Source organism: Streptomyces sp. NPDC002499, from assembly GCF_053595415.1.
The window spans coordinates 231,333-258,121 of sequence record NZ_JBSFXO010000002.1 but is presented as its reverse complement, the minus strand read 5'-3'; the positions used below and the strand labels follow the sequence as shown (position 1 = coordinate 258,121).

Annotated in this window: 25 protein-coding genes; 9 read left to right on the top strand and 16 right to left on the bottom strand. The window is 70.0% G+C overall.

What is annotated here, in order from left to right:
- Positions 1 to 76 precede the first annotated feature (76 nt).
- Positions 77 to 1,051 (bottom strand): helix-turn-helix transcriptional regulator, encoded by a 975-nt coding sequence (locus tag ACWD5F_RS05815; RefSeq protein WP_451251446.1) that lies wholly within the window; start codon positions 1,049 to 1,051, stop codon positions 77 to 79.
- Between the two features lie 63 nt (positions 1,052 to 1,114).
- On the opposite strand from ACWD5F_RS05815, the gene ACWD5F_RS05810 reads away from it, so the two are divergent.
- On the top strand, positions 1,115 to 2,263 hold the full coding sequence (locus ACWD5F_RS05810) for an epoxide hydrolase family protein (RefSeq protein WP_451251444.1): 1,149 nt from the start codon (positions 1,115 to 1,117) through the stop codon (positions 2,261 to 2,263).
- Between the two features lie 151 nt (positions 2,264 to 2,414).
- On the top strand, positions 2,415 to 2,987 hold the full coding sequence (locus ACWD5F_RS05805; RefSeq protein ID WP_401714710.1) for a MarR family winged helix-turn-helix transcriptional regulator: 573 nt from the start codon (positions 2,415 to 2,417) through the stop codon (positions 2,985 to 2,987).
- Positions 2,988 to 3,014: 27 nt separating this feature from the next.
- On the opposite strand, the gene ACWD5F_RS05800 is transcribed toward ACWD5F_RS05805, so the two are convergent.
- The 10 genes from ACWD5F_RS05800 to ACWD5F_RS05755 form a co-directional block, all read right to left on the bottom strand.
- Positions 3,015 to 3,770 (bottom strand): gamma-glutamyl-gamma-aminobutyrate hydrolase family protein, encoded by a 756-nt coding sequence (locus ACWD5F_RS05800; protein ID WP_451251442.1) that lies wholly within the window; start codon positions 3,768 to 3,770, stop codon positions 3,015 to 3,017.
- A 20-nt stretch (positions 3,771 to 3,790) separates the two neighbouring features.
- Positions 3,791 to 5,281, bottom strand: coding sequence for an aldehyde dehydrogenase (locus ACWD5F_RS05795; RefSeq protein ID WP_451251440.1), 1,491 nt, complete (start codon positions 5,279 to 5,281; stop codon positions 3,791 to 3,793).
- Between the two features lie 122 nt (positions 5,282 to 5,403).
- Complete coding sequence (locus ACWD5F_RS05790; protein ID WP_451251438.1) at positions 5,404 to 6,864, bottom strand: APC family permease; 1,461 nt, start codon at positions 6,862 to 6,864, stop codon at positions 5,404 to 5,406.
- A 193-nt stretch (positions 6,865 to 7,057) separates the two neighbouring features.
- A complete protein-coding gene (locus tag ACWD5F_RS05785) occupies positions 7,058 to 7,654 on the bottom strand; it encodes a TetR/AcrR family transcriptional regulator (RefSeq protein WP_451251436.1) in 597 nt (198 codons plus the stop codon).
- Positions 7,655 to 7,682: 28 nt separating this feature from the next.
- A complete protein-coding gene (locus tag ACWD5F_RS05780) occupies positions 7,683 to 8,528 on the bottom strand; it encodes a fumarylacetoacetate hydrolase family protein (protein WP_451251434.1) in 846 nt (281 codons plus the stop codon).
- A gap of 9 nt (positions 8,529 to 8,537) precedes the next feature.
- Positions 8,538 to 9,473: a 3,4-dihydroxyphenylacetate 2,3-dioxygenase gene (locus ACWD5F_RS05775; RefSeq protein WP_451251432.1), complete on the bottom strand. Its 936-nt coding sequence runs from the start codon at positions 9,471 to 9,473 to the stop codon at positions 8,538 to 8,540.
- Entirely contained in the window at positions 9,466 to 10,926 is a 1,461-nt protein-coding gene (locus ACWD5F_RS05770; RefSeq protein WP_451251430.1) for an aldehyde dehydrogenase, read from the bottom strand. Before ACWD5F_RS05770 ends, ACWD5F_RS05775 begins: the two co-directional genes overlap by 8 nt.
- 123 nt (positions 10,927 to 11,049) lie before the next feature.
- On the bottom strand, positions 11,050 to 11,862 hold the full coding sequence (locus tag ACWD5F_RS05765; protein ID WP_451251428.1) for an acetoacetate decarboxylase family protein: 813 nt from the start codon (positions 11,860 to 11,862) through the stop codon (positions 11,050 to 11,052).
- 12 nt (positions 11,863 to 11,874) lie between these two features.
- The gene (locus ACWD5F_RS05760; protein ID WP_451251426.1) at positions 11,875 to 13,086 is read right to left on the bottom strand and encodes an NAD(P)/FAD-dependent oxidoreductase; all 1,212 of its coding nucleotides are present in this window, start codon (positions 13,084 to 13,086) and stop codon (positions 11,875 to 11,877) included.
- Complete coding sequence (locus ACWD5F_RS05755; RefSeq protein WP_451251424.1) at positions 13,086 to 13,274, bottom strand: ferredoxin; 189 nt, start codon at positions 13,272 to 13,274, stop codon at positions 13,086 to 13,088. The genes ACWD5F_RS05760 and ACWD5F_RS05755 overlap by 1 nt, the downstream gene beginning before the upstream one ends.
- Positions 13,275 to 13,651: 377 nt before the next feature.
- Here ACWD5F_RS05755 and ACWD5F_RS05750 point away from each other — a divergent pair, with 377 nt between their 5' ends.
- The 3 genes from ACWD5F_RS05750 (at position 13,652) to ACWD5F_RS05740 (ending at position 17,718) form a co-directional block, all read left to right on the top strand.
- Positions 13,652 to 14,965: a glutamine synthetase family protein gene (locus tag ACWD5F_RS05750; protein ID WP_451252272.1), complete on the top strand. Its 1,314-nt coding sequence runs from the start codon at positions 13,652 to 13,654 to the stop codon at positions 14,963 to 14,965.
- A 28-nt stretch (positions 14,966 to 14,993) separates the two neighbouring features.
- Positions 14,994 to 16,280 (top strand): cytochrome P450, encoded by a 1,287-nt coding sequence (locus ACWD5F_RS05745; RefSeq protein ID WP_451251422.1) that lies wholly within the window; start codon positions 14,994 to 14,996, stop codon positions 16,278 to 16,280.
- Positions 16,281 to 16,353: 73 nt separating this feature from the next.
- Positions 16,354 to 17,718, top strand: coding sequence for a pyridoxal phosphate-dependent decarboxylase family protein (locus tag ACWD5F_RS05740; RefSeq protein WP_451251420.1), 1,365 nt, complete (start codon positions 16,354 to 16,356; stop codon positions 17,716 to 17,718).
- Positions 17,719 to 17,756: 38 nt separating this feature from the next.
- On the opposite strand, the gene ACWD5F_RS05735 is transcribed toward ACWD5F_RS05740, so the two are convergent.
- Both ACWD5F_RS05735 and ACWD5F_RS05730 read right to left on the bottom strand, forming a co-directional pair.
- Positions 17,757 to 18,527 (bottom strand): SDR family NAD(P)-dependent oxidoreductase, encoded by a 771-nt coding sequence (locus ACWD5F_RS05735; protein ID WP_451251418.1) that lies wholly within the window; start codon positions 18,525 to 18,527, stop codon positions 17,757 to 17,759.
- A 203-nt stretch (positions 18,528 to 18,730) separates the two neighbouring features.
- Positions 18,731 to 19,336, bottom strand: a complete 606-nt coding sequence (locus ACWD5F_RS05730; RefSeq protein WP_451251416.1) for a TetR/AcrR family transcriptional regulator — start codon at positions 19,334 to 19,336, stop codon at positions 18,731 to 18,733.
- A gap of 208 nt (positions 19,337 to 19,544) precedes the next feature.
- On the opposite strand from ACWD5F_RS05730, the gene ACWD5F_RS05725 reads away from it, so the two are divergent.
- Positions 19,545 to 20,339, top strand: a complete 795-nt coding sequence (locus ACWD5F_RS05725) for an FkbM family methyltransferase (protein WP_451251414.1) — start codon at positions 19,545 to 19,547, stop codon at positions 20,337 to 20,339.
- Positions 20,340 to 20,422: 83 nt separating this feature from the next.
- On the opposite strand, the gene ACWD5F_RS05720 is transcribed toward ACWD5F_RS05725, so the two are convergent.
- Positions 20,423 to 21,817 (bottom strand): cytochrome P450, encoded by a 1,395-nt coding sequence (locus ACWD5F_RS05720; protein WP_401714686.1) that lies wholly within the window; start codon positions 21,815 to 21,817, stop codon positions 20,423 to 20,425.
- 520 nt (positions 21,818 to 22,337) lie between these two features.
- Entirely contained in the window at positions 22,338 to 22,973 is a 636-nt protein-coding gene (locus tag ACWD5F_RS05715; protein WP_451251412.1) for a TetR/AcrR family transcriptional regulator, read from the bottom strand.
- 93 nt (positions 22,974 to 23,066) lie between these two features.
- On the opposite strand from ACWD5F_RS05715, the gene ACWD5F_RS05710 reads away from it, so the two are divergent.
- Positions 23,067 to 23,720, top strand: coding sequence for a CatB-related O-acetyltransferase (locus ACWD5F_RS05710; RefSeq protein ID WP_451251411.1), 654 nt, complete (start codon positions 23,067 to 23,069; stop codon positions 23,718 to 23,720).
- Here the strand turns inward: ACWD5F_RS05710 and ACWD5F_RS05705 are convergent.
- Positions 23,717 to 24,628, bottom strand: coding sequence for an alpha/beta fold hydrolase (locus ACWD5F_RS05705; protein ID WP_451251409.1), 912 nt, complete (start codon positions 24,626 to 24,628; stop codon positions 23,717 to 23,719). The two genes, ACWD5F_RS05710 and ACWD5F_RS05705, sit on opposite strands and share 4 nt — an antisense overlap.
- Positions 24,629 to 24,731: 103 nt before the next feature.
- Here ACWD5F_RS05705 and ACWD5F_RS05700 point away from each other — a divergent pair, with 103 nt between their 5' ends.
- Together ACWD5F_RS05700 and ACWD5F_RS05695 are read left to right on the top strand one after the other, a co-directional pair.
- On the top strand, positions 24,732 to 25,142 hold the full coding sequence (locus ACWD5F_RS05700) for a winged helix-turn-helix transcriptional regulator (protein ID WP_451251407.1): 411 nt from the start codon (positions 24,732 to 24,734) through the stop codon (positions 25,140 to 25,142).
- 292 nt (positions 25,143 to 25,434) lie between these two features.
- On the top strand, positions 25,435 to 26,715 hold the full coding sequence (locus ACWD5F_RS05695) for an acyltransferase family protein (RefSeq protein ID WP_451251406.1): 1,281 nt from the start codon (positions 25,435 to 25,437) through the stop codon (positions 26,713 to 26,715).
- The last annotated feature ends 74 nt before the right edge of the window (positions 26,716 to 26,789 follow it).

Genomic DNA, 26,789 nt, shown 5'->3' with positions numbered 1-26,789 from the left:
CACGATCATATTCTCATATCGGCATACGTCAAGCCGTTCGGGAACGAGCCGAGCGAGGACAGCGAGGTGGATCCACTCAGCGCTCGGGCGGAGTGGAGCGGGCGTACCGGTCCGCCAGCCGGCGGAGATACGTGACCAGTTCCGTGGGCTCGGTGACGGTGACGGTGAAGTCGAAGTCGAGCATGCCCAGGTAGACGGCGAGGGTCTGCACCGTGTCCGCACCGGTGATCAGGACACAGCTGTCGGCGTCGAGCGCTTCGACAGTGCCGACCGCGGGGTTGATCTGCTCGAGCACCGCCGTCGCCGGGGCATGGAAGGTCACCCGCGCGTGGTAGCGCCAGGCCGCACTGGACACCCGTCGGGAGACGTACGCCGTGATGTCGCCGCCGGGCGGTTCGCGCGGGGTGAAGCGCGGTCCCGTCGGGGTGCGGGGCTGGATCCGGTCGATCCTGAAGGTCCGCCAGTCCTCGCGCTCGACGTCCCACGCCACGAGGTACCAGCGCCGTCCCCAGTTCACCGCCCGATACGGCTCCACCACACGGCGGGTGGGCGACCCGGCGTGGTCCAGGTAGTCGAAGCGCAGCCGTTCCCGGTCGCGGCAGGCGGAGACCACGGCGGTGAGCACGTCCGCGGAGACGGTCGGCGCCGGGCGGTCGGCCGGCACGGCCACGGTGTACGCCTGGAGTGTCCGCACCCGTCGGCGCAGCCGTGAGGGCAGCACCTGCTCCAGTTTGGCCAGCGCCTGAAGTGAGGTCTCCTCGGTGCCGGGGACGGCGCCCTGTGCCGCGGTGCGCAGCGCGATCGTCACCGCGACCGCCTCCTCGTCGTCGAGCAGCAGCGGGGGCATCGCCGCGCCCGCGCCCAGCCGGTAGCCGCCGGTCGCTCCGCGTGTGGCGTCCACGGGGTAGCCGAGTTCGCGCAGTCGGTCGATGTCGTTGCGGACGGTGCGGCCGCTCACTCCCAGGCGCTCGGCCAGTTCGGATCCCGGCCAGTCCCGCCGGGTCTGCAACAGCGAGAGCAGACGCAGCAAACGTGCGGAGGTATCCAGCATGAAGTCCAGCCTGAGGTGTTATTAGGAACGTAACGTGCCTATATCGAGAATACTGTCTTACCCATGGAGACCAGCAGCAGCAACACCGACGACCGGATCCGCCCCTACCGCATCGCCGTCGCGCAGGACGAGCTCGACGACCTGCGCGAGCGGCTGGCACGTACCCGCTGGGGCAGTGAGATCCCCGACGCCGGCTGGAGCCGGGGTGTGCCCACCGACTACCTCAAGACCCTGGCCGCGTACTGGGCCGACGGTTTCGACTGGCGCAAGGCGGAGGCGGAGCTCAATGAGTTCCCCCAGTTCACCACAGAGATCGACGGCCAGAACATCCACTTCCTGCACGCCCGTTCGCAGAACGCGGAGGCGCTCCCGCTGCTGCTGGTGCACGACTGGCCCTGCTCGTTCGTCGAGTTCGTCGAGGTCATCCGCCCGCTGACGCAGGACTTCCACGTCATCGTGACCTCCACGCCCGGCACCGGCTTCTCCGGTCCGCTCGGCGAGGCCGGCTGGAACAACGGCCGTATCGCAGGCGCGTTCGTCGAGCTGATGGACCGTCTCGGCTACACCTCCTACGGCGTTCACGGCACGGGCGGCGGCGCCTGGATAGCCGGCGAGATGGGGCGTCAGGCACCCGAGCGGATCGTCGGCATTCACGTCAACGGCCTGGTCACCTTCCCCTCCGGGGATCCCGCCGAGTTCGAAGGCCTGACCGGGCCCGAGACCGAGCGGCTGGCCCGGCTGGAGAACTTCCAGCAGGACAAGATGGGCTTCAACGCCATCCAGTCCACCCGCCCGCAGACCCTCGCCTTCGGCCTGCACGACTCGCCGGTCGGCCAACTCGCCTGGATCGCCGAGAAGTTCAAGGAGTGGACCGACCCCGCCGCCGAACTCCCCGAGGACGCCGTGGGCCGCGACCGGCTGCTGACCAACATCAGCGTCTACTGGTTCAGCGGCACGGCCGGCTCCTCGGCGAACCTCTACTACGAGGCCGGCCACGACGCCGGCGCCTGGGCCCCCAAGCCGCGAGGCACCGTCCCGACCGGTGTCGTTGTCGCCCTGCACACCGACATCGCCATCCGCCGCTTCGCCGAGCGGGACCACAACGTCACCTACTGGAGCGAGCTGGAGCACGGCGGCAACTTCCTCGCACTCGAGCAGCCGGAGGCGTTCGTCGCCGACGTCCGCGCCTTCTTCCGCACGCTCGGCGCCTGACACCTGCGGATGGCGGTCGGTCCTTGCGGCAGGACGCCCTGCCGCAAGGACCGACCGCCGGATCATGGAGTCCCTGCCCTGGTGAACCTTGGGGCAGGGCTCCGTACAATTTGATCCCGAACGACCTGTGTCAGTGAGAGAGGGAGCGCCCGTGCCCGGCCATCGATCCATTACCGAAGCCGAGAAACTCGCCGCGCAGAGGCTCGGCGGTTTCCCGATACGCCGGGATCAGATGGCGGCGGTCGCCAACATCCACCGGGCCGCGGCGGCGGCGCGCCAGCATCTGGAGAACTCCGTGCTGCGGGGCTCCGACCTGACCTGGACCGCCTTCGTCGTCCTGTGGGTCGTCTGGGTCTGGGACGAGTCGGAGACCCGGCACGTCGCGGAGGAGGTGGGGATCTCCAAGGGGACGCTGACGGGTGTGGCGCGCACGCTGGAGTCGCGCGGGCTGCTCAAGCGGGCCGGTCATCCGTCGGACGGCAGGCTGGTTCTGCTGAGTCTCACGGACGAGGGCGAGCAGCTGATGCAGCGGCTGTTCCCGGAGTTCAACGAGGAGGAGGCCTTCGTCACCGGACAGCTCACCGACGACGAGTGCCGCGGCCTCGCGGACATGCTGCGACGCGTCGTGCTCCAGATCGAGGACCACGGTGAGGAGCGCCGACAGTCCCTGCTGGACGGAGCGGCACCGGCACCCCGCCGCAGCGGACGCCGGCCCAGGGCCTGAGGCTCAGCGGGACAGCGGTCGATTGGGTCAGCGGGTTCGCCGAGCCTCCCGCACGAGAGCCCCGAACAAGCCCTGCTGCGCCTCCTCCGCATGCGCGGTGTCCTCGGGATGCCACTGCACCGCCGCGAACCAGCCGCGAGCGCCGGGGAGTTCGAGCCCCTCGACGGTTCCGTCGGCGGCCCGCGCGGTCACCCGCAGTCCGCTGCCCAGGCGGTCGACGCGCTGATGGTGATAGCAGGAGGCGTCCACCTTCTCCGCTCCCGTCGCGCGCACGAGGAGCGATCCTGGCTCCAGGGCCACGGGGTGCACGACGTGCCGGTGTTCGCGGTCCGGGCCGCCCATGTCCTGCTCCAGGGTGCCGCCGAGCGCCACGTTGACGACCTGGAGTCCACGGCAGACGGCCAGCAGCGGCAGCCCCGACTTCAGTGCCTGCCGGGCGACTTCGAGATCGAAGCCGTCCTGACGGTCGTCGACGTCGTACACGCTCTCGTGGGTCGCGCCCAGTCCGTAGCGGTACGGTGCGAGGTCCCCGCCGCCGGGCAGCAGCACCCCGTCGAACCGGGCGAGGCGGGCGGCGACCTCCGCCGGGTCGGCGGTGCCGCCGGGGGCGTGCGGGTGGATGGTCGCGGGTTCGCCGCCGGCCCGCCACACCGCCTCCACGAGGGCCCGGGCGTTGACCTCGGCCGCGTACCGCAGCGCGGAGGTGGTGGCGGAGAAGCGGGCGGGCAGGGCGATCAACGGACGCGCCGGGACGGTCACACTTGGATCCGGCGCGACGGTCACACCTGCATCCGGCGGCACGGTCACAGCTGGATCCAGGTCGTCTTGAGCTCGGTGTACTTCTCCAGGGCGTGCGCGGACTTGTCGCGGCCGTTGCCCGACTGCTTCATCCCGCCGAAGGGCACGGTCAGATCACCCTCTTCGTAGCAGTTCACCCAGACCGTGCCCGCCTTGAGAGCCCGGGAGACCCGGTGGGCGGTACTCAGGTCGGAGGTCCACAGACCGGCGGCCAGGCCGTACTCGGTGGCGTTGGCCAACTCCACCGCCTCCTCAAGGGTGTTGAAGGAGATGATGGACAGGACGGGCCCGAAGATCTCCTCGCGCGCCAGCCCGGCGCCGGCCTCGACCCGGTCGAACACGGTCGGTTCGACGAAGCTGCCGCCGGAGTCCGTACGGGTGCGTGCGCCGCCCGTACGCAGCCGGGCACCCTCGTCGACACCGCGCCGCACATGGCCCAGTACGCGCTCCAGGTGCCCCTCGCCGACCAGCGCGCCCATCTCGGTCGCCGGGTCCAGGGGATCGCCCACCCGCAGCTCCCGGGCCCGTGCGACCACGGCCTCGGTGACCTGCTCGGCGACGGAGGAGTGCACGAGCAGCCGGGAGGGAGCGGTGCACATCTCGCCCTGGTTGAAGAAGATGCCCCATGCGGCCGTGGCGGCGGCTTTCTCCAGGTCGGGGGCGTCCGGGAGGATGATGTTGGGCGACTTCCCGCCCAGCTCCAGCCAGACCCGCTTGAGGTTGGAGTCGGCGGAGTAGCGCAGGAAGTGCCGGCCGACGGCGGTGGAGCCGGTGAAGGCGAGGACGTCCACGTCAGGGTGAAGTCCGAGCGCGCGACCGGCAGTTGGCCCATCTCCGGTGACCACGTTGAGGACACCCGGCGGCAACCCGGCCTCCGTCGCGAGCCGGCCGAGCAGCAGGGCGGACAGCGGTGAGTTCTCGGACGGCTTCAGTACGACCGTGCAGCCGGCGGCGAGTGCCGGAGCCACCTTCCAACCCGCCAGCGTCAGGGGGAAGTTCCACGGGACGACGGCTCCCACGACACCGGCAGGTTCGCGGGTGACGAGGGCGAGCGCGTCGGATGCGGTGTGCGGTGACTCGTCCGTCAGCTTGTCGGCCAACTGCCCGTACCACCGGAAGGTGTTGATGGCCGCGCGCAGTTCGATGTCGTGGGCGTCCGTGATCGGCTTGCCCATCTCCAGGCTCACCGCGAGGGCGAGCGACTCCCGCTGTTCTTCGAGGAGTTCGGCGAGGCGGAGCAGGACCCGGCCGCGTTCGGCGGGGGCCAGGCGCGGCCACGGGCCGGTGTCGAAGGCACGGCGGGCGGCGGCCACGGCCGCGTCCACCTCGGCGGGACCGCCGTCGGCGACCTCGGCGACCACCTGGCCGTCGCGGGGCGAGACGACCCGGAAGGTGCCGCCCGCTCCGGGTTCGTCGGCGCCGTCGATGTGGTGGGCGCCGGACACCTGGAACGCCTTGGCGCGGCGGAGCCATTCGTCATGGGTGACGGCCGGCATGGGGATCTCCACTTCGTCATCGGGTGGGGGAGTGCGGATCACGTGCCCGCGGCGGGTGCCGTCCCTCCCGCCGGTGCGCGCTCGTCGTGTCGTCGCACGCGCACCGGGGGAGGGGGCATCGGTCAGCCGTCGGCGGTCGCCGGTGCCCGGCCGGTCAGCCGCGCCGTCACGACGCCCAGCGCCATGACCACCGGGACCGACAGGGCGAGCCACACGGCGGTGCCGCGCTCGCCGCCGATGAGGGTGGTGAAGTTGGCGAGGATGAGCCAGACGGCACCCGCGACCGCGATCGTGGCCAGGACCGGGGCGATCAGCGTGTTCCACAGCCGCACCTCCAGCCGCTCGCGGCGGAAGAAGACCACCACGGACACCGAGGTCAGCAGGTAGAGCAGCATCATCGCCAGGACGGCGACCCCGCTGAACCAGGAGAAGAGCGTCAGGACCGGGTCCTTGCCCGCGATCGCGAACGGCACCACCAGGGCCACCGCGACGAGGGTCTGCACACATCCCGCGGTCCAGGGCGCGTGCCGGGTGTTGAGGGTGCACAGGCGGCGGGGCAGCAGCCCGTCGCGGCCCAGCGAGAACAGGTAGCGGTTGGCCGAGTTGTGGAAGGTGAGCAGGCCGGCGAAGAGCGAGGTGGCCAGCAGGACGGGCAGGACGTCGTTGACCCAGCCGCCGAACTGCGCGGCGATCGGCGCGAAGACGAACGCCGTCGAGTCCCCGCTGGACAGCGCCTTGCCCGCCGCGTCGACGGCCTTGGACGGGCCGTACGCGGAGACCAGCATCCACGAGGTCAGCGCGAAGAAGCCCACGACCACCACGACCGCGAGGTACGTGGCCCGAGGGACGGTCTTCTTCGGCTCGCGCGCCTCCTCGCCGTAGATCGCGGTGGCCTCGAAGCCGAACATGGACGCGACGGCGAACATCACGGCCACGCCCGGCGCGCCCTGGGTCACGGCGCTCGGTGAGAAGGATTGCGAGAAGCCGAGGCCCTCCGGACCGCCGCCCTTGAAGAGGGTGACGAGGCTGAAGACCAGCAGGATGCTGAACTCCGCCAGGACGAACACGGCCAGCAGCTTGGCGCCCATGTCGATCCCGGTGGCGCCGAGCGCCTGTACGACGGCCATGGTCGCCAGCGACCACACCCACCACGGCAGGTCGAGCCCCGTGTGCGCGTCGACCAGACCGCTGACGATGGAGCCGTACAGCCCGTACATGGCGGCCTGGATGGCGCAGTACGCGAAGAGCGCCACGCTCGCGCTGCCGGCCCCGGCGGTCCGGCCGAGGCCCGTGCCGATGTACGTGTAGAACGCGCCGGCGTCCACGACGTGCCGGCCCATGGTGACGAAGCCGACCGAGAAGAGCAGGGTCACCAGGCCGACCAGCAGGTACGCGCCGGCGGTGCCGGGACCGTTGCCGATGCCGACGGAGATCGGGACCGCTCCGGCGATGCCGGTGAGCGGCGCCTGGGCGGACAGAACGAGGAAGAGGATGCCCAGCACGCCGAGCGCGTTGGGTTTGAGCGTGCCTGCCGTGGGTTCGTCCCGCACGGACCGCTGGGATGCGACCGCCTGACTGTCCACTCGGATCACCTGCCATGAAAGGGAAGGGTCGTTTCAGGCCAAACGAGTTGCCTCATCGTGGGGCGGAACTATCCGTTTGGCAAGGGGGTGGCACGGAGAATCCGTGTCCGACACGGATTTCTTACGCGGCTGTGATCGGGGGAGCCGTGATCAGTGGGGGAGGAGCCGAGATCCGTGGGTGAGGGCGGGGCGTTCAGTGCCCGTCGCGCTCCCGCGCGAGCAACCGCAGGACGCGCCGCAGCTCGTCGAGGGCGTCCTCGATGACCTCGCGCTCGCCGAAGACGAGCTGGTGCAGGACCAGGCCCTCCAGGGTGGCGAACACCATCCGGGACAGGCCCTCGTCGACCGGTCCGGGCAGCATCTGGGTAAGCTCGCGCCGGGTGGCGGCGAAGTACTCGTCGTAGAGCGCACGGAGGTGGGACAGCAGCTCCGGCCTGCGCCGGGACTCCAGGAGCAGTTCGTACTGGAAGGCCTGGAGGTCCGGTCCCGACGCCACCATCTCGGTCAGGCCGAGCGAGAAGTCCTCGGGCTTTCCGGTGCCGGGTTCGAGGTCGCTGCTGCTGAGGGAGGAGCGGATGGCGTGGGTGAGCGCCGCCTCGATGAGCGCGTCACGCGTCCCGAAGTGGTGCACCACGAGCCCGTGGGTGACCCCCGCCTCCTCCGCGACGGCGCGGTAGGTGAGCCTGCGCAGTCCGCCGCGTGCCACCACGCGCACCGCGGCGTCCAGCAGCGCCTCGCGGCCCGCGCCGTAGGTGACGCGCTTGCGGGGGCGGTCGGCGGGCTCGGTCATGCAGGCGACCCTACCTGCGCCGGGGCCGTCAGCGACGCGGCGCACGAACGCCCCGGAACTCCCAGTCACCGCCGAGCGCGGTGGACAGGACCTCCTCGGACTCGGTCGGCTGGGCGCCGACGTCGGCACGGATGGCGGTGGGTCCGGTGACGACGTGGTTGGTGAGTCTGCCCAGCCCCTCGACCTCGACCTCGACGACGTCCCCCGGCTGGACGGGACGGGAGTTGGCGGGCGTGCCGGACAGCAGTACGTCCCCGGGGTAGAGGGTGATGGTGCGGGCGATGTCGGCGACGAGGTAGTGCATGTCCCACTTCATCTCGTCGGTCGAACCGTCCTGTACGACCTGGCCGTTGACGTAGGTGCGCAGCCGCTTGCCGTGGAAGTCCCAGTCGGTGACGAGACCGGGGCCGAGCGGGCAGAGGGTGTCGGAGCCCTTGACGCGGAGCATGGAGCCGGCGTCGGTGTCGCGGAAGTCGTGCAGGCCGTAGTCGTTGGCGATGGTGTAGCCGGCGATGTGGTCGCCCGCCTCGGCCGGGGAGATGTTCCGCGCGGTCCTCCCGATGACGATGGCGACCTCGCCCTCGTAGTTGAGCCACTTGCAGCCCTCCGGGCGGACGATCGCGCCCTTGTGGGAGTTGAGGGAGGAGGTCGGCTTGTGGAAGTACGTGGGTGTGTCGGGCAGTTGGATGCGGAACTCGTCGACGCGGCTGCGGTGGTTGAGGTGGACGGCGATCACCTTGGACGGCACGACCGGAGGCAGATGCAGCGCCTCTTCGGTCTTGACGCGTCGGCCGTCCCCGGCGACGAGTTCGTCGCCGTCGACGGTGACCTCGAGGGTGGCGCCGTCCAGCAGAATGCGGCGGTACTCGGGCATGAGGTTCTCCTAGGCGCGGCTGTGCGGGGTACGAGGGGAGGCGGGTGCGGGCAGGTCGTCACCGGTCCAGCCCCCGGCCGGGCGGTCGAACCAGAGGTGGACCTGGCCGGTGCCGACGGAGTTCTCGTACTCCCCGTACTGACGGGCCCGGGCGGTGCAGGCCTGTTCGCCCAAGGCCCCGGCCATCATCAGGTAGTGGAAGAACTTCGCCTCGGGCTTGTGCTTCCAGAACTCGTCCATGGTGTCGAGGACCTTGTCGTGCCGGCCCTCCTTGAACCAGGCGATCCGCTCGTAGTCGGCCTCGCGGGCTTCGGGCGTACGAATGTGCGCGGGGTCGCTGGCCTCGTGGTCGCGGATCTCGCGCAGCGGCCAGAAGGTGTGCGAGAGGGCGCCGGAGGCGATGAGCAGGACCCGGCGGCCGGGGGTGGCCGCGATGCCGTCGGCGAGCGCGCGGCCCAGGCGCAGATGGTCCTCCATGTCCCCGGTCTGGCAGACGCCGATGGTCACCCACCGCTTGTCCGGCAGGCCTTCGCCGAGGAACTTCCAGAGGTTGATGGTGGCGTAGTAGACCGGCAGGTGGTCGTCCTCGATCGGGGTGATCCAGGTGCCGTGCCGGTCGGCGAACTCGGCGATGTTGTGCGCGAGTTCGGGGTCGCCCGGGTAGTCGTAGGGCATGCGGCACATGCCGCGCGGCAGCTCCTCGGAGGTGAACAGGCCGGCGCGGCGCTGCTGGGCGGCGACGACGAACTCGACGGTGGTCGCCCAGTGCGAGTCGAGGACGACGACGGTGTCGTAGTCGTCGCGTGCGAAGACGTCCTCGCGGAGTTGGCGGAGGCCGGTGACGAGGGTGATCTCCTTGCCCTCGTTGAGTTCGAGGCGGTCGGCCTCGGGCAGGACGATGGTGGGCACATGGGCCAGCAGGCCGGCCCCGACGATCTCACCCATGGTTGTTCCATCCGTTGGGGGCGGTGACGGTGTTCTTGAGGTCGCAGTAGAAGTCGAAGCTCCAGGTGCCGCCCTCGCGGCCGACGCCGGACTGGCGTGAGCCGCCGAAGGGGGCCTGGAGGTCGCGTACGAAGAAGCAGTTGACCCAGACCGTGCCGGCGACGAGCCGGGCGGTGACGCGGTCGGCGCGCTCGTGGTCGCCGGTGGCGAGGGTGGCGGCCAGACCGAAGCGGGTGTCGTTGGCGAGTTGGACGGCTTCGTCCTCGGTGGTGAAGGTCTGGAGGGTCAGGACCGGTCCGAAGACCTCCTCCTGGACGATCTCCGAGTCCTGGGCGACATCGGCGAGCAGGGTCGGCGCGTAGAACTGGCCGTCCTCGGGGTGTCCGCCGATGACCGCGCGCGCTCCCGCCTCGACCGCGCGTCGCACGAACCCGTCGATCTTCTCCAACTGACGGGGATGGATGTTCGGCCCGATGTCGGTCGCCTCGTCCCGCGGATCGCCCTGGACCAGGGCGGCGGCCTTCGCCCTGAACCGTCGAGTGAACTCCTCGGCGACCGACTCCTCCACGAGGATGCGGGTGGCGGCGAGACAGACCTGTCCGGCGTTGTCGTACTGCTCGACGGCGAGGTCGACGGCGAGATCGAGGTCCGCGTCCGCGAAGACCAACAGCGGTGACTTGCCGCCGAGTTCGAGGCTGAGCGGGGTGAGGTTGGCGGCGGCCGACGCGGCGATCCGCTTCGCGGTGGGTACCGAGCCGGTGAAGCTGATGCGGCGGACGTCAGGGTGCGAGGTGAGGGCGTCACCGATCTCCGCGCCGTAGCCCTGCACGATGTTGAGGACACCGGCGGGCAGTCCGGCCTCGGTGGCGATGTCGGCGAGCAGCGAGGCGGTCAGCGGCGACCACTCGGCGGGCTTGAGGACGACGGTGTTCCCGGCCGCGAGAGCCGGGGCGACCTTCCAAGTGGCCAGCATCAAGGGGGCGTTCCACGGCGTGATCAGCACGCTCGGGCCGGCCGGGTCCCAGCTGACGTGGTTGGCGTGGCCGCGGGTGTCGAAGTCCTCGTGGCAGAGGCCGAGCAACCAGTCGGCGAAGAACCGGAAGTTGTGCGCGACACGGGGCATGACGCCCCGGCGGTGCGAGCGCAGCAGAGCGCCGTTGTCGTGGGTCTCGACGATCGCGAGCTCCTCGATGCGCTTCTCCACGCCGTCGGCTATGGCGTGCAGGATGCGGGCGCGCTCGGCACGGGGAGTGGCGGCCCAGGCGGGGAACGCCTCGCGGGCGGCGGAGATCGCGGCTTCGGCCTCGGCGGGGCCACCGCGGGCGATCGGGCCGAGGAGTTGGCCGTCTATGGGGGAGACGTCGTCGAAGGTGTCGGGGGAGGCGACGCGTCGGCCGCCGATGAAGTGGCGCGTGTCGACGGATACTCCGGCGACGACGATTTTGTCGGACACGGGAAGGGCTCCTTCTTGAACAGGGAGAGAGGTCACTCACCTAGGGGCGCGGGGCTGTATCGATCTGCGGCTCCGCCGCGTGGGCGCGACAAGCCACAACGGCGCCGCACCCGCCCACACACCTCACCCGGCAGACGCTCCGGACGTACCTGCTTCCAGAAGCCGCCCACCATCCCAGACCACCCCGACCTGCCGGTAATACGCGGCAATCGGCTCACGAACCTCCAGCCGATCCAACTCCTCAGTGGGGGCCTCGAACAGCGCCAACTCGGCGTCCCCGACCCACGGTTGCCCGCCCTCGAAGTCGGCCGCACCCGTCTCGATCAGCTCGTCGAGTGCCAGGCCCTTGCCCTTCTCTACGGAGGGGAGCCAGCGGTGATGGGCCATGGGGTGGGCGTTCACGAACCCGTTCGTCTCCGCGGGCTCGCGCAGGGTCACCACGGTCTCGGCGAGCCGCCGGTCGGCCGCGGCGAGGGTCGCGCCGAAGCGGGCGCCCGCCTCGATGCTGGGCGCGGGCCCATAAGGATGCGGCCGCGTCTGATGAATGGACCCGAGCTTCTTCGGATACCCCTGATGCAGCCCACGAGCGATCGCGAAATCCTTGTCGACCCAGATGTACACGCACCGCGAGTACGTACGGCCCCGGAACGAGCAGCGCACGACCGCGAACGCCTCCTTGTACTGGGCCCGCACAGGGTCGAGAAGTTCGTCCCCGGCCTGCGAGCAGGACTGCCAGTCGGCCCAGATCAGGGCGACCGCACCCGGGTCCTCGTCCGCCAACTCCAGCGGCTCGGGCAGCAGTTCACGCACCCGTGCGGGATCCGTGCGGTATTCGACGGTGAGCAGGTCGCCCGAGTAGCGCCAGGGCGGCGCGGGGATCAGCGACGACGAACCGCTCGCTGTCTTGGGGTGGAAGTAACCACGGACGCTGGCCATGACGTTGGTTCCTTACGCGGTGAGGGCGGGCTGTTGGAGCAGCGCGGTGCGGTAGCGGGCGGCCCGCGCGGCCGTCGTGGGAGCGCCGAGCGCGACGACGCCGACGAGCAGGCCCTCGCGGTGGTAGCCGACGATGACGTCACCGTCCGGATCGCCGTCCAGGACCCGGACGTCACCGAGGCCGAGCAGGGGCGAACCGAAGGACTGCAGACGGAAGTCGTGCTGGTCGCTCCAGAAGGTGGGCAGCGGCGCGAAGGCCGCCAACTCGCCCTGGGAGCAGCTGAGATGGGCCACCAGACTCCTGGCCGCGTGCTTGGCGCTGTCCGTCGGAATGGACCAGTGCTCGACCCGGCGCGGCACACCGTCGTAGCGGGAGTTGGGGAAGCGGGCGACATCGCCGACCGCGACGACGGACGGCAGCCCCCCGACCCGCAGCAACTCATCGGTGAGCACACCGTCGCTGAGATCCAGCCCGTTGCCCTCCAGCCACTCGGTGTTGGCGAGCGAACCGACCGACTCCACCACCACATCGGCGGCCAGGACGGTTCCGTCGCTCAGCACGACACCCGTGACCCGGTCGTCGCCCTCGAACCCGGCGACACCGGTGCCGAGCGCGAATCGCACCCCGCGTTCCCGGTGCCGCCGCAGCAGCGAACCGGCGAGCAGCTCACCGAGCGGTCCCACCATCGGCAACGGCAGCGGATCGACGACCGTCACCTCGGCGACGCCCAGTCCTACGGCGGTGGCGGCCACCTCGCAGCCGATGAACCCGGCGCCGACCACGACCACGCGCACGCCGGGCCGGGTCAGTTCGGAGTGCAGGCCCTGGGCGTCGGCGAGGGTGCGCACGGTGTGGCGGCCGGCCAGCGGCCCGGGGCAGCGCAGCCGCCGGGGGCGCATACCGGTGGCGACGACGAGACCGTCGTAGGAGAGCGTCGTGCTGTCGTCGAGCGTGAGGGTGTGCTCGGCGAGGTCGGCCGCGACGGCTCTGCGGCCGAGTCGCCACTCCACGTCGGCGGCGCTCGACTTGGGGGTGAAGGCGAGGGAGTCGAAGGACGCCTTGCCGGCGAGGACCTCCTTGGAGAGCGGGGGCCGGTTGTAGGGCATGTGCGGCTCGTCGCCGATGACCGTCACGGGCCCGGTCCAGCCGGCTGTCCGCAGTTGTTCGGCGGCGCGCAGACCGCCCAGCGAGGCGCCGACGACGACCACACCCGCGCCGGTCATCACTCCTCGATCCGGATGGCCTGGAGCGGGCAGACGTCCGCCGCTTCCTCGACCTCGTCGCGCAGGGCGTCGTCGGGGTCGGGGACGTAGGCCAGGTGTCCGTCGTCGTCGAGCTGGAAGACGTCGGGGGCCGCGAAGACGCACTGGCCGTGGTCCTGGCACTTGTTCATGTCGACGACGACCTTCATGGCCGGTCCTCCTGAGGTGAGGGCGTCGGAGAGGTGATGGGGAGAAGGGGCCCGGCCCGGAAGCCGGGCCCCGGCCAAAGGGGCTCGAAGACCCGCCCCTGACTCGTTTGGCTTCAAACAAGATAGGAAGCCGCCGGGGTGGGGTCAATACCTATCCGGATGGATAATTTTCTTGTCGCCGCCTCTTGCGGGACGGGAGAACCGCTCCTACCGTTTGGCGTCAAACAACGTGACCGGGCTGCCCGCGACCACCGAGTCCCGGCCTCATGCCTCATGCCTCACGCCGCCCGCCTCCGGGCCCTGTCCCGTAGGCGTCCCACCGTCCGTCCGAGGAGTCAACGGTGAGTGTTCAAGACATCCCGGAAGTCCGCCGCCACATGGAGCGACTCGCCGCCGACGGCATCGACGTGGTCCGGGTGACCTACCCCGACCTCATCGGCACCGACCGCGCCCGCGACGTCCTGCTGGCGGAACTGCCCCGGGCCATGGAGCACGGACTCGCCTTCTGCCGGGCCGTCTACCACACCAGTCCGCAGGGCGATGTGGTCCCGGTCAGCGGCGGCCTCGACGCCGGTCTTCCCGACATCTGCGTACGTCCCGACCTGGACACCCTTCTCCCGCTGCCGTGGGAGCCCGGCGTGGCCACCTGTCTCGGCGAGGTGCTGGACCCGGCGACCGGGGCACCCGCCCCCGAGTCGCCGCGCGACCTCCTCCAGGCCGTCCTCGCCCGGTGCGCCGAGCACGGTCTGCGGCCGGTCGTGGGTCCGGAGCTGGAGTACTTCCTGTGCGAGCCGACCCCCGACGGAGGCTGGCGCCGGTACGCGACCGACCCCGGTGTCGTCTACACGGCGGGGCTGCGCGCCGACCCCGACAACCACCTCCTGCGCACCCTGCGCCAGGTGCGCGACCTGAACATCGGCGTGCTCAGCGGCAACCACGAGTTCGACGGCGGACAGTTCGAGATCAACCTCGTCCACTCGGAGGCGATGTCGGCGGCCGACCGGGCGTTCCGCTTCAAGGCCGCCATCAAGGAACTGGCCCGCAAGGAGGGCCGGTTGGCCACCTTCATGGCGAGGCCGTTCAACGACGCCGGAGGCTCCGGCTTCCACCTCCACCTGTCGTGCGACGACACCGAGGGCCGCAACGCCTTCGACGACCCGTCCGGCGCCCACGGTCTCTCGGCCACCGCACGCCATGCGGTCGCCGGGGTGCTGGTCCACGCGCCCGCCCTCGCCGCGCTGCTGAACCCGACCGTCAACTCCTACAAACGCTTCGGACCCGACACGCTCGCGCCGTGGCTGATCGACTGGGGACTGGACAACCGCAGCGCGATGGTCCGCATCCCGCCCGAGCGCGGCGCCGGAGCCCGCCTCGAACTACGGCTGGGTGACGCGGGCGCCAACCCCTACCTCGCGATCGCCGGCACGATCGCCGCCGCGCTGCTGGGCGTGGTGGCCGCCGAGGAGCCGCCCGCCCCGCTCGAGGGCTACGGCTACGACCCGGCCCGCTCCGCGACCCTGCCCGGCACCCTGTCCGAGGCCCTGGACGCGCTCGAGGCGGACACCGTCCTGGCCGAAGTGCTCGGCAAGGACTTCACCGCGTCCTTCCTCGCCTACAAGCGCAACGAGGTCGAGCGCTTCCAACGGCACGTCACCGACTGGGAGTTCACCGAGTACGCCTACCACCTGTGACAGCCCGTACGACCCCCAGGAGCCACCGATGACCGAGACGACCCTGACCACCGCCGCGAACGAGCCGCTGCCGCTCGCGGACGTGAACCTCGCCGACCTCGACAACTTCACCGACGGCGTGACCCCGTGGCGCATGTTCCACACCCTGCGCCACGAGGACCCCGTCCACTGGCAGCCGGAAGAGGCCCCCAACTCCGGCTTCTGGTCGGTGACCCGGCATGCCGACATCGCCCGCGTCGACCGGGACGCGGACACCTTCACGTCCACCCGGTTCGTCAACCTCGAAGAGGTCGACGACGACCAGATCAAGAAGCGCGCCTCCATCCTGGAACTCGACGGTGTCCGCCACCGGGCGCTGCGCAGTGTGATCCAGCGGCAGTTCGGGGCGGGGGTGATCAACAGCTACACGGACTTTCTGCGCGGCCTGACCGCGAAGACCCTGGACGCGGCGCTGGCCAAGGGCAGCTTCGACTTCGTGAAGGAGATCTCCGCCGACTTCCCCATCAACGTGCTCGCCCGGCTGCTCGACGTCCCGCCGGAGGACAACCAGCAGCTCATCGACTGGGGCAACCGCATCATCGGCAACACCGACCCGGACTACGCCGACGTGCTCCTGCACAGCGAGGAGAGCGAGAAGTACCGCGACCTGCCGTTCCGTTCGCCCGCATCGCTCGAAGTCTTCGAGTACGGGCGGGAGTTGGCCAGGCAGCGGCGCGGCGGCGAGGGCACGGACCTGGTCTCCAAACTCGTCAACACCACCCCGCGCGACGGCGTCCCGCTCTCCGCGCAGGACTTCGACAACTACTTCCTGCTCCTGGTCGTCGCCGGCAACGAGACCACCCGCCACACCATCACCCACTCCATGCTGGCCCTGCTCCAGCACCCCGAGCAGCTGGCCCGCCTCAAGGCCGACCCGTCCCTGATCCCCACGGCGGTCGAGGAGTTCCTGCGCTGGGCGTCCCCCGTCTACCACTTCCGCCGCACCGCGACCCGGGACGTCGAACTCGGCGGCAAACGGATCAAGGAGGGCGACAAGGTCGTCATGTGGTACGCCTCCGGCAACCGTGACGAGGAGGTCTTCACCGACCCCTACGCCCTCGACGTGGCCCGGCAGCACAACGACCACGTCACCTTCGGCAAGGGCAGCCCCCACCTGTGCCTGGGCAACCTGCTGGCCCGCACCGAGATCCGCATCATGTTCGAGGAACTGATCCCCCGCCTCGCCGACATCCGTCTGGTCGGCGAAGTGCCGCGGGTGCGCTCGAACTTCGTCAACGGAATCAAGCAGCTGCCGGTGGAGGTCACGCTCGCCTGAGGAGGCGTGAGAGCACGAACCGAATCGCTCGGTGGGCCTCCGGCTCACCGGAGAGAAGACGTGAGGAAGAGCAGTGGATCTGCAGCACTGGCTCGGCCGAGCCACCCACGCGATACAGGACTGGGCCGACACCTACGGCCCTTACCGAACACACCCTTCCCTCCTGGTGGACGACGACCGCTTCGCCGTCGCCTTCGGGGAACTCACGGGAAGACTGAAGGACAACTACCCCTTCTTCCACCCGCATTACGCGGGCCAGATGCTCAAGCCCCCGCACCCCGCCGCCGTGGTCGGCTATGTCACCGCGATGCTGATCAACCCCAACAACCACGCCCTGGACGGCGGTCCCGCCACCGCGGCGATGGAACGCGAGGTCGTCGCCCGGCTCGCCTCGATGTTCGGCTACGACACCCACCTCGGCCACCTCACCACCAGCGGCACGATCGCCAACCTCGAAGCCCTCTTCGTCGCCCGCGAACTCCACCCGGGCCGCGGCGTCGCCTACAGCCAGGACGCCCACTACACCCACGGCCGCATGTGCCACGTACTGGGACTGAAGGGTCACCCCGTACCCACCGACGACCACGGCCGCATGGACCTCGAAGCTCTGGAGGACATCCTGGGCACCGGGGAGGTGGGCACGGTCGTGGTCACCACCGGCACCACCGGGCTCGGTGCGATCGACCCGGTCCACGAGGTTGTTCCCCTCGCGGAGCGGCACGGTGTCCGCGTGCATGTCGACGCGGCCTACGGCGGCTTCTTCACCCTCCTCGCCGGCGCCGACGGTCCCGAGGGGCTGCCGGCGGAGCCCTGGAGGGCCATCGCGCGATGCGATTCGGTCGTGGTGGACCCCCACAAGCACGGCCTCCAGCCCTACGGCTGCGGAGCGGTCCTCTTCCGCGACCCCGAGGTCGGCCGCTTCTACCTCCACGACTCGCCCTACACGTACTTCACCTCTGCCGAACTCCACCTCGGCGAGATCAGCCTGGAGTGCTCCCGCGCCGGCGCCTCCGCAGCCGCCCTCTGGCTCACCTTCCAACTCCTGCCGCCCACACCGGACGGTCTCGGCCAGGTCCTGGCCGCCGGCCGACGCGCGGCACTGAAGTGGGCGGACCTCATCGACGCATCCGAGCACCTGCGGCTCTACCAGCGGCCGGAACTCGACATCGTCAGCTACTTCCCGGCCGTCGAACCGGCCACCCTGACCGCCATCGACACGGCCTCCGCCCGCATCCTCACCGAGGGCATGACCAGCCCCGACCCGATCTTCCTGAGCACCTTCAGGGCCGACCGCGAGGCGTTCACCGCGCGCCACCCTCGGATCACCGCGGACGTCGACGGCGCCCGGATCCTCAGGAGCGTGCTGATGAAGCCGGAGTCCGAGGACCACGTCGAGTATCTGCACCAACGGATCGAACACCTGGCCCGAGCTCGCTGACCGGCTGGTCCGCGGCTGGTGATGGTGTGCGGGTGTGGTTACCAGTCGAGGTGTGCGGCGAGGAAGGGTTCGGTGTCGGGTGCGGCCTTGCGTGCTGCGAGGACGGCTTCCGCGTTCTCGCCGACGGGGATGCGGAAGGGAGCCTTGTCGCCTTCCGCGATCGTCGTCGTCACGGCGTCGGCGACTTCCTGGACGGAGACCGGCGCTGCGCGGAAGGGGCCGAGCCTGTCCAGCAGCGGGCGGTAGGGGTTGGTGTCGTCGAGGTGGACCTGGGCGCGTTCGGCACCACCGGAGGCCACGGCGGGCGGTTGCACGACGTGTACGGATACGCCGAAGTGGCGGGTCTCGATGGCGAGGGTCTCGGCGAGGGCCTCAAGGGCGTGCTTGGTCGCGCCGTAGGCGCCGATGAGCGGGATCACGTATCGACCCTGGACGCTGGACATGAAGATCAGCTGTCCAGTTCCGCGTCGGCGCATCTGGGGCAGGACGCCCTGTGCGACGCGCAGGGCGCCGAAGGTGTTGAGTTCGAACAGCTCGCTCAGGGCGGTGAGCGGGATCGTCTCGAGGGGCGCTCGCACGGTCGCTCCGGCGTTGCTGAGCAGGACATCGATGTGACCTGCCTCGGCCAGCGCATGGTCGACCGAGGCCTGGTCGGTGACGTCGAGCTGAAGCTTCTGCGCCGCCGGCAGGTCGTCGAGCATGGACACGCTGCGGGCGGTGGCGATGACCTCGTGGCCTTGTTCGTGCAGCGCCGTCGCGACGCCCTTTCCGATGCCGCGGGATGCCCCGGTGATGAGTACGCGAGCCATGGGTGGAGCCCCTTTCCTGTCACTGGCGGGCGGCATGCCCTTGGGCGAACGGCCGGTCGGCTGGGGATGCCGTTCATACGCCCGCCAGAATAGTATGTAGGTCAGCATACATAGTGCGCTGCGGCAAGTCGCGAAGGTCGGCCCGCGGTCTCGGGGGTGCTCGGGAGCGCGTCGCGCCGCGCCAATGCGATTGCGGGCGGCCTTCAGGCGCGACTGCGCTGCGTGCTCTTCGGCGACACACTCGCGGCGTGGCTGACCAATACGGTTCGCACGGAGTCGTAGGGGGTGGGGCTGCGCAGGGCGCGGGAGGTGATCATCGCTCCCTGGACGCCCGCGATCACGGCGTCGGCGAGCACTCTCGCCGAGGCGCGCTCCACGCCGAAGGCGACGAAATGGAAGGCCAGCCTGTCGGTCATCTCCGAGAAGGCGCGCCGGCCGGTTTCGGCGATCTCGGCCGAGTCCTGCGCGGCGCCCTCGGTGATGAGAGGTGCGACGCCGCAGCCGCGCGCGTAGTCGCTTGCCGCCATCGCGTCGCGGCCCAGGTCGAGGTAGATCTCTACCAGCTGGCTTGCGGACGTGGCCCGGCCCGCGGCCCGGTCGATGATCTCGACCTGCTCGAACGCGTGGGCTTCGGCGGCTTCGATCGCCAGTTGCGCCTTGCCGCCGGGGAAGTGGAAGTACACCGAGCCGCGGGAGGTGCCGCTGAGTTCGAGGACGTCGGAGAAGGCGGTGGCGCTGTAGCCGCGCTGACGGATCAGCTGCTTGGCGGCCTGCACCATCTTCTGCTTGGCGTCCGTGCGCTTTCCCATCCCGCATCCTCTCCACGCGCCATATATGTCGACCTGCATAGTACCTGTACGGATGGTCCGAGGAGAGCGGCGGCAGAAGTGCTGGGGGACGGATGCGGCAGGGAGCGGGCAGCCGTTGCTGACTTCGACGTCATCCGGGACGCGGCCGAAACGAAGGATGCGGGCTGGTTTGTTGGCTCCAACCCTGATACATCATCTTGTCATGGTCATGAGCGCGATCGAGCTGCACAGCATCAATCGCTGGGAGGCGTCCTTCCTCCGCGAGGAGGTGGACGGCTACTTCACCCACGGCATCGAGTGCACGCCGGGCGCGACGGTCCTCGACGTGGGCGCCAACATCGGCGTGTTCTCGGCCGCCGTCTACGAGCGGCTGGACGGGGACGTGCGGATCTACGCCTTCGAGCCGATGCCGCCGCTGCACGCGACACTCGAACGCAATGCTCGCGAGTTCTTCAACGGACGTCTGACCGCGCTTCCTTACGGCCTGGCGTCCCGTGACGAGGAGCTCGACTTCAGCTACGTCCCGGCCGCCACGATCTTCTCGTCCTCCTCGCGGGACGAGGGGAACATCGACGATGAACGGCGCCGGGTCACCGCCAGCGTGGTGGAGATGATCCGGCAGGGCGGCGCAGGACCGGTCCTGCGCCGCGTACCCGCCCGCGTCCTCACCGCTCTCATCGGCCGCAAGCTGCGGGTGCTGCGACAGCTCGAGACGCACCGGGTGAGGGTCAGGCCTCTGTCGTCGGTGCTCGACGAGCAGGGCATCGACCGCATAGACCTGCTCAAGGTCGATGTGGAAGGCGCCGAACTCGAAGTACTCAAGGGCATCGAGGAACGTCACTGGCCGCTGGTCCGCCAGGCCGTCGTCGAGGTGGAGGGCTGGCAGCAGAATCGCGACACGGTCTGCGAGGTCCTCCGCGCCCATGGCTTCACCGTCACCGCCGAGCAGGACTCGGTTCAGCGGGCCGGCGACATCGGGATGGTGTTCGCGGTCAGGCCATGACCCCACGTGCGGTAGCCACCCGAACCACCCCCAGGACCACTGCAGTTCGGCGTACGTCCACAAGCAAGCGCGACGGCATGGAGCTAGAGGCCGACCTCGGCTCGGGGACGGTTGCGGGCGCGGACGGTCATCTGCAGGGTGCGCGGCCTTACCGTGAGTCGGGCGACCTGGCGGATGACCTGGCCCTCGGCGAGTTCCAGCCGTACCGAACGCAGCATCGTCGAGAGCGCCGTGACCATCTCGGTGAGGGCGAGACGGTCCCCCATGCACTTGTGCTTGCCGTCCCCGAAGGGCAGGAACGCGCCCGGCGGAGGCTGCTGCTGCGCAGGGTCGGTCCACCGGTCCGGGTCGTAGGTCTCCGGGTCGGGGAAGCGCTCGGGGTCGCGGTGCAGGGCGTGCTGGCAGTAGGCCAGTTCGGTGCCGGCGGGCAGCGTCCACCCGCCGAGCCGGGTCTCCTCGGTGGTGCGGCGGGTGACCAGCCAGCCGGGGTGGTGCAGCCGCAGGGTCTCGGTGATCACCCGGTTCAGGTAGGGCAGCCGGGTCACGTCGTCGAAGGTGACCGGCCGGTCGCCGACGACCTCGTCCAGCTCGGCCAGGATCCGGGCCTCGATCTCGGGGTGGCGGGCGAGTTCGTACAGGGTCCAGGACAGCACCGACGCGGTGGTCTCGGTGCCCGCCACGGCCAGGGTGAGGATCTCGGAGCAGATCTGATGCCCGGTCAGCGGCTGGCCGGTCTCCTCGTCGACGGCGCGCAGCAGCATGGAGAGCATGTCCCCGGTGTCGTGCCCGGAGGCCTGCAGTTCGTCGACGGCGGCGCTGATGGTGGCGCGTACGCCGTCCCGGGCCCGGTCGAAGCGGCGGTTGAAGGGCAGCGGCAGGCGCTCGGCCCAGTCGGGCACCATGATGCGCACACCGACGTCGTTCAACACCACCGACAGGTCGCTGCGCAGCCGGCGGAAGACGCCGTCGTCGAGACTGCCCGCGAACACCGTCTTGGCCAGCATGTCGAGGCTGAGCCCGACCATCGCCTCGCGTACGTCGAGGGTTCGCCCGGGTTCCCAGCCAGCGACGGTTGCTGTCACCTCGGCGCGCATGAGGTCGACGTAGCGGCTGATCTCGGTGTGGGCGAACGCCGGTTGCAGCTGGCGGCGCTTGCGTACGTGGTTGCGGCCGACGGCCGTCACGACGCTGTCGCCCAGCAGCTGGCCCAGCTTGTCGTAGAGCCGGCCCTTGTCGAGAGAGGGCCCCAGGGCCTTGAGCATCTGGTGGATCAGGGCCGGGTCCTGGACCACGATGGTGCGCGTGCCGGGTTGCAGGATGATCTCGACGAGGGGTTCCCGTGTCTCGCGCAGCGAGTCGATGAAGCCGAGGTTGTCGCGCATCTTCAGGGCGTGACCGATGAACGGAAACGATCCTGCGGCTCGGGGTATGGGGGGAGGCGCAGTGGACGTCACTGGTCGTCCTTTCGCGGCAATCATGGGCGCCCCTATGACTTCCCTTCTCCTTCACCGACACAACCCTGTCATGGACGTGTCGTGCGCCACGTGTGACGAGATGGTTGGGAGGGGAGAGGGACGACCACGGGAGGCCGGCCGCGCGTACGGTCATGGCGGTCACCGCCATGCGGTCGGCTCGACCCGCGCGGGGCCGGAGCGGGCTTTGGCCGCGCGGGCGGGGTGAGGCCGAACTCGGCGTGGGGCGCGGGGAGATGCGGGGCCGCAGGGGCGTCCGAGCATCGAACGCTTTCGGCTCGCGCAGGCGGCGTACGGGACGGGGTGGTGCTCGGCAGCAGCCGACCGCCTGCTGCCGGAGCCCCCCGTGTTGAACAACCCTGAGACTAGGCCGGGTTCGGCACGACACGGACCTGACAGATGTCAGGACCGAGTCGTTGTCGGGACCGTGCGATGCGTCAACCGGCAGCGCGCTCGGCCCAGTTCGTCTTGCCGGTAGTGATGAGGCTGCACCCACCAGTCCTGGCGTTCGCTCCCTGTCTCCTCGTTACTCGCTCTCTGGCCGCTCTACTCGGCTGGCGGAGAAGGCGCCCGCGGCGGCCGCCAGGACTGCCATCTCCGCGGCTCGTTGCGGGAGTTGCGGGTCCGGATCGGTGCGCAGGAGTACCAGCTGGTGGTAGAGCGGCGCCGTGGCGGCGATGAGCAGGCTCCGTGCGTCTGTGTGCTGCGCGGGGAGTTCACCGCGTTCGATGGCGTGCTCGACAAGGATCTCGCACTGGTCGTAGCGGTCCGTCCACAGCCGCGTCTGGGCCAGCGCGGCCTGTTCGAAGTGGAAGGAGGCGGCCATCAGGGCGAGGGCGAACGACGGCTGTACGACCAGAGACTCCTGGATCTCCTGGTTGAGGGCCGTCAGATCGCCGCGCAGCGAGCCGGTGTCCGGCGGCTGCCAGTCCGTCTCGCCGGCGGCGTCGATGACGTCGACGAGCAGGCCGCCGACATCGTGCCAACGCCGGTAGACCGTGGCGCGGTGCACTCCGGCCCGCGTCGCGACCCCCTCCATCGTGAGTCCTTGATGACCGCCTTCGGCGAGTTCGGCGCGCACCGCGTCGAGAACCTGGGCGCGGATGCGGGCGGTGCGGCCGCCCGGACGGCGGTCCGATGTCGTATCGAGGGGGTCTGTCATCGGCAGTCGGTATCCGGTTGATGAGGGTGGCAGGGCTGTGCCAGCATCTTAACGCGACAGTTGTCGCTCTAGGTCCACTGGAGAGGAACCGCGATGCCGCCCGTTCCCGCCGACCCCACCGTGCTCCACCCGATGCCCGGGCACCCGCGCGTGGTTCTGCTCAAGCCGTTGGTGCGGTCGCCGCTGATCGAGGTCGGTGACTTCTCCTACTACGACGACCCGGACGACCCGACCGCGTTCGAGACACGCAACGTCCTGTACCACTACGGTCCCGAGCGGCTGGTCATCGGCAAGTACTGCGCGCTGGGGACGGGCACCCGGTTCATCATGAACGGCGCCAACCACCGCATGGACGGTCCTTCCACCTTCCCGTTCCCCACCATGGGCGGCTCCTGGGCCGAGCACTTCGACCTGATCACCGGCCTGCCCGGGCGGGGCGACACGGTCGTCGGCAACGACGTGTGGTTCGGCCACGGCGCCACGGTCATGCCCGGTGTGCGCATCGGTCACGGCGCGATCATCGCCGCCGGTGCCATGGTCACCACCGACGTCCCTGACTACGGCATCGTCGGCGGCAACCCCGCCCGGCTCATCCGCACCCGCTACGACACCGCGGACATCGCCCGGCTCCTCGCCGTGGCGTGGTGGGACTGGCCCGTCCAGCACATCACCAGGCACGTACGGACGATCATGTCGGGGACCGTCACCGACCTGGAGGAGGCCGCCGCACAGATCGCCCTGCGCTAGGTGCCGCTGCACTGCCTCGCGGACGCCAAGAGGTTGCGCGGGGAGGCACGCTGGGGAACGAGATCGGCGGAGAGGAAGGGAGCAAGGAGCGCGAACAATGCGTCGGGGCGGTCGAGGGGGATGATGTGGCCGCAGTCCTGAAGGTGGTGTCCGACCAAGTCGTCGGCGATGGGACGGAGTTGGTGTTCGAGCCCCGTGCCGACTGGGTGAGAGCCGACGGCCATCGTGGGCATCGTCAGCCGAGCCGTCGCGACGGCGTCCTGTATCTGCTGCGCGCTGGTGGGCAGGGCCCGGTAATAGGAGAACGCGCAGCGCAGGGCCTCGCTCCCGGTGTAGGCGTGGACGAAGGCCGCACGGATGTCGTCGGGTACTCCTCGCCCGAGCGTCCCCGATTCGAGGAACCAGTCGATGTACGGGGCCTCGTTGCCGGCCAGGACGGTCTCGGCGAGGCCGGGGACGCCGTGGAAGCCGAACCACCACGGAGCGCCGCCCGCGACGACGTGTTCTGCTCCGGGCAGGCGGCCGAGAAGTGCCTCCATCACGACCAGGCGCCGGACGAGGTCGGGGCGGCGCAGCGCGAGGAGGACGGCGGGGGCTACACCCGCGTCGATGCCCACCACTGCTGCCGACGGCTCGCCGAGTGCGCCGAGCAGCCCTTCGGCGTCGGCGGCGAGGGTGCCTGCGTCGTACCCCTCGACGGTTCGTGTGCTGGCACCGAAGCCCCGCAGGTCCGGGGCGATGACCCGGTACTGCCCGGCCAGTCGGCCCATGATGCCGCTCCAGAGTTGCCAGGTGTGGGGGAAGCCGTGCAGCAGGAGAACCGCAGGTCCGTCTCCGGCGATGGCGACGTTGAGTTGGACGCCGTTCGTCGAGATGCGGCGGAGTTGGAGTGAGGTGGTGGCGGGCATGACGGTCCCTCCCGGGGTTGGTTACTATTGGTGACCATCAAACGATAGGTAACCGTCCGACCACCGCCTAGACGGCACTTTCAGGGAAGGTGGTGAGCCACAGGTGACCGCCCAAGAAGCCCGGACCGCCGGTCGCGGGGTGCGCGGCGATCTGTTCGATCCCCAGTGCCCGACGCGTCAGTTGCTGGACCGCATCGGTACGAAGTGGACGTCCATGGCCGTCAAGACGCTCGCCGATGCCGCACCGGACGAGGTGCGCTTCGCGGAGCTGAAACGCCGGATGCCCGGCGTCTCGCAGAAGATGCTGTCCGTGACGCTGCGAAGCCTGACCCGCGACGGGTTGGTGTCGCGCCGGGTCGAACCGACCGTGCCGCCGCGGGTCTTCTACCGACTCACCGGACTCGGGCTGTCCCTGGAAGTCGCGCTCGCGGGGCTGCGGACCTGGGCGGAGGAGCACATGACCGAGATCGACCACGCCAACGAAGCCGCCGACCAGGAGGTCGGTGAGGGATAGGGCCGGTTCCGTATTCCCTCGCCCCGGCCGTCGCCGACGGCGCGGAGTCCGTCGCGACCCTCGCGACGATCGGCCCGGACGGGCCGACGGGACAGTTCGTCGACCGGTCCGGAAGCCTCCCGTGGTGAGCCTGCCGGCCCTTGAGAGACCAGTTCGCCGCGATCCTCCCCGCCCGGAAGGAGTCCGTCGTCGGCCGCCCACCTGACTGTGCGTGAGGAAGCCGACCCGCGTGACCTGCAGGTTGCTGGGTAGACGAAGTCTTTCCAGCGGTGCAGTCGGCAGGTGGGAGGCGATGCGTTTCATGGGCAGGTCAGGGAGTGTGCCGGCGACGGCCGGCGACCGGGAAGCGGGGGTGGCGGACCCGGATGCCTCAGATCCTTCACCCGCGCCGGAGGGATCGTCGAGACGCGCGACGTCCGGCCGGGGTTTCCCGTCGGCGGCCGCGCACCGCGGCCGTGTGAATGGTCTGGACGGTCTGAGGACTGTCGCGGTGGCGATGGTTCTCGTCTACCACGTGAGGCCGGACCTGTTGCCGGGCGGCTCGGTCGCGGTGGATGTCTTCTTCACCATCAGCGGTTTCGTCATCACCCGGCTTCTGCTCGCCGAGTACGCGCGCACGGGCGGCATCGGCCTGTGGAGCTTCTACCGGCGGCGCTGGCTGCGGCTCGTCCCCGCCCTCCTGGTGGTCTGTGCGGTGTGCGTGGTGCTGTCGCTGACCACGTCACTGCGGGCGTTCGACGGCGCCTGGCCGGCCGCCGGCCTCGCGGCGGCGTTCGTGGTGAACATCGTGCGGGCCGTGCAGCCCGGCCCGTACTCCGACCTGACCGGACCGCTGGGGCACACATGGTCGCTCAGCGTGGAGGAGCAGTTCTACCTGCTGTGGCCGCTGGCGTTGCTGTTCCTGCTCAGGCGATTCCAGGCCCGTACGGTATTGCTGTGCACCGCGGCGCTGTGCGCACTGCCGGTGCTGTGGCGATTCCACCTGTGGAACCCCGACGCGGCGCACCGCATCTACAACGGCACGGACACCCGCGCCGACCAACTGCTCGCCGGCGCTTTGGCCGCAGTGGTCCTGGCCCGGCTGCGCGCCGACGATCCCCGGCTGGCCATGGTGCGCAGCTGGGCCGGCCGACTGGCCTGGCCCGCGCTCGGCCTGCTGTTCCTGACCGCATGGAAGGTGCCGGTCACCGGTGGCGAGAGCGCCTGGACGCCGGTCTGGTACACCGTCGGTTTCCTGGCCGTCGCCATGGTGTCCGCCACGCTCGTCATGGGGCTCGAACTGCGCCCGGATGCCTGGCTGTCACGAGTTCTGTCCCTGGCGCCCCTGGCCTGGGTGGGCCGCAACCTCAGCTACGGCATCTACCTGTGGCACTACCCGATCATCCGGATGCTGGGCTCCCTCGGAGTGGTGGACGGTCGGCTGTCGGCCACGGTGGTGCTGACCTTCGTCATGGCTCTGCTGTCGTACGCACTCGTCGAGACCCCGTTCTTGCACAGAGGCCGACGAGTCCGCTCGGAGCCTGCATGCCCCTCTGCGGTGAGCACCCCGACGGCAGCACCTCCACCGAAGTGATCCGAACGGCCGCCGGAGCAGCCGTGGTTCGGAAGTACGGTTCGGGTCAGAAGGACCAGCACGCGCAGAACATC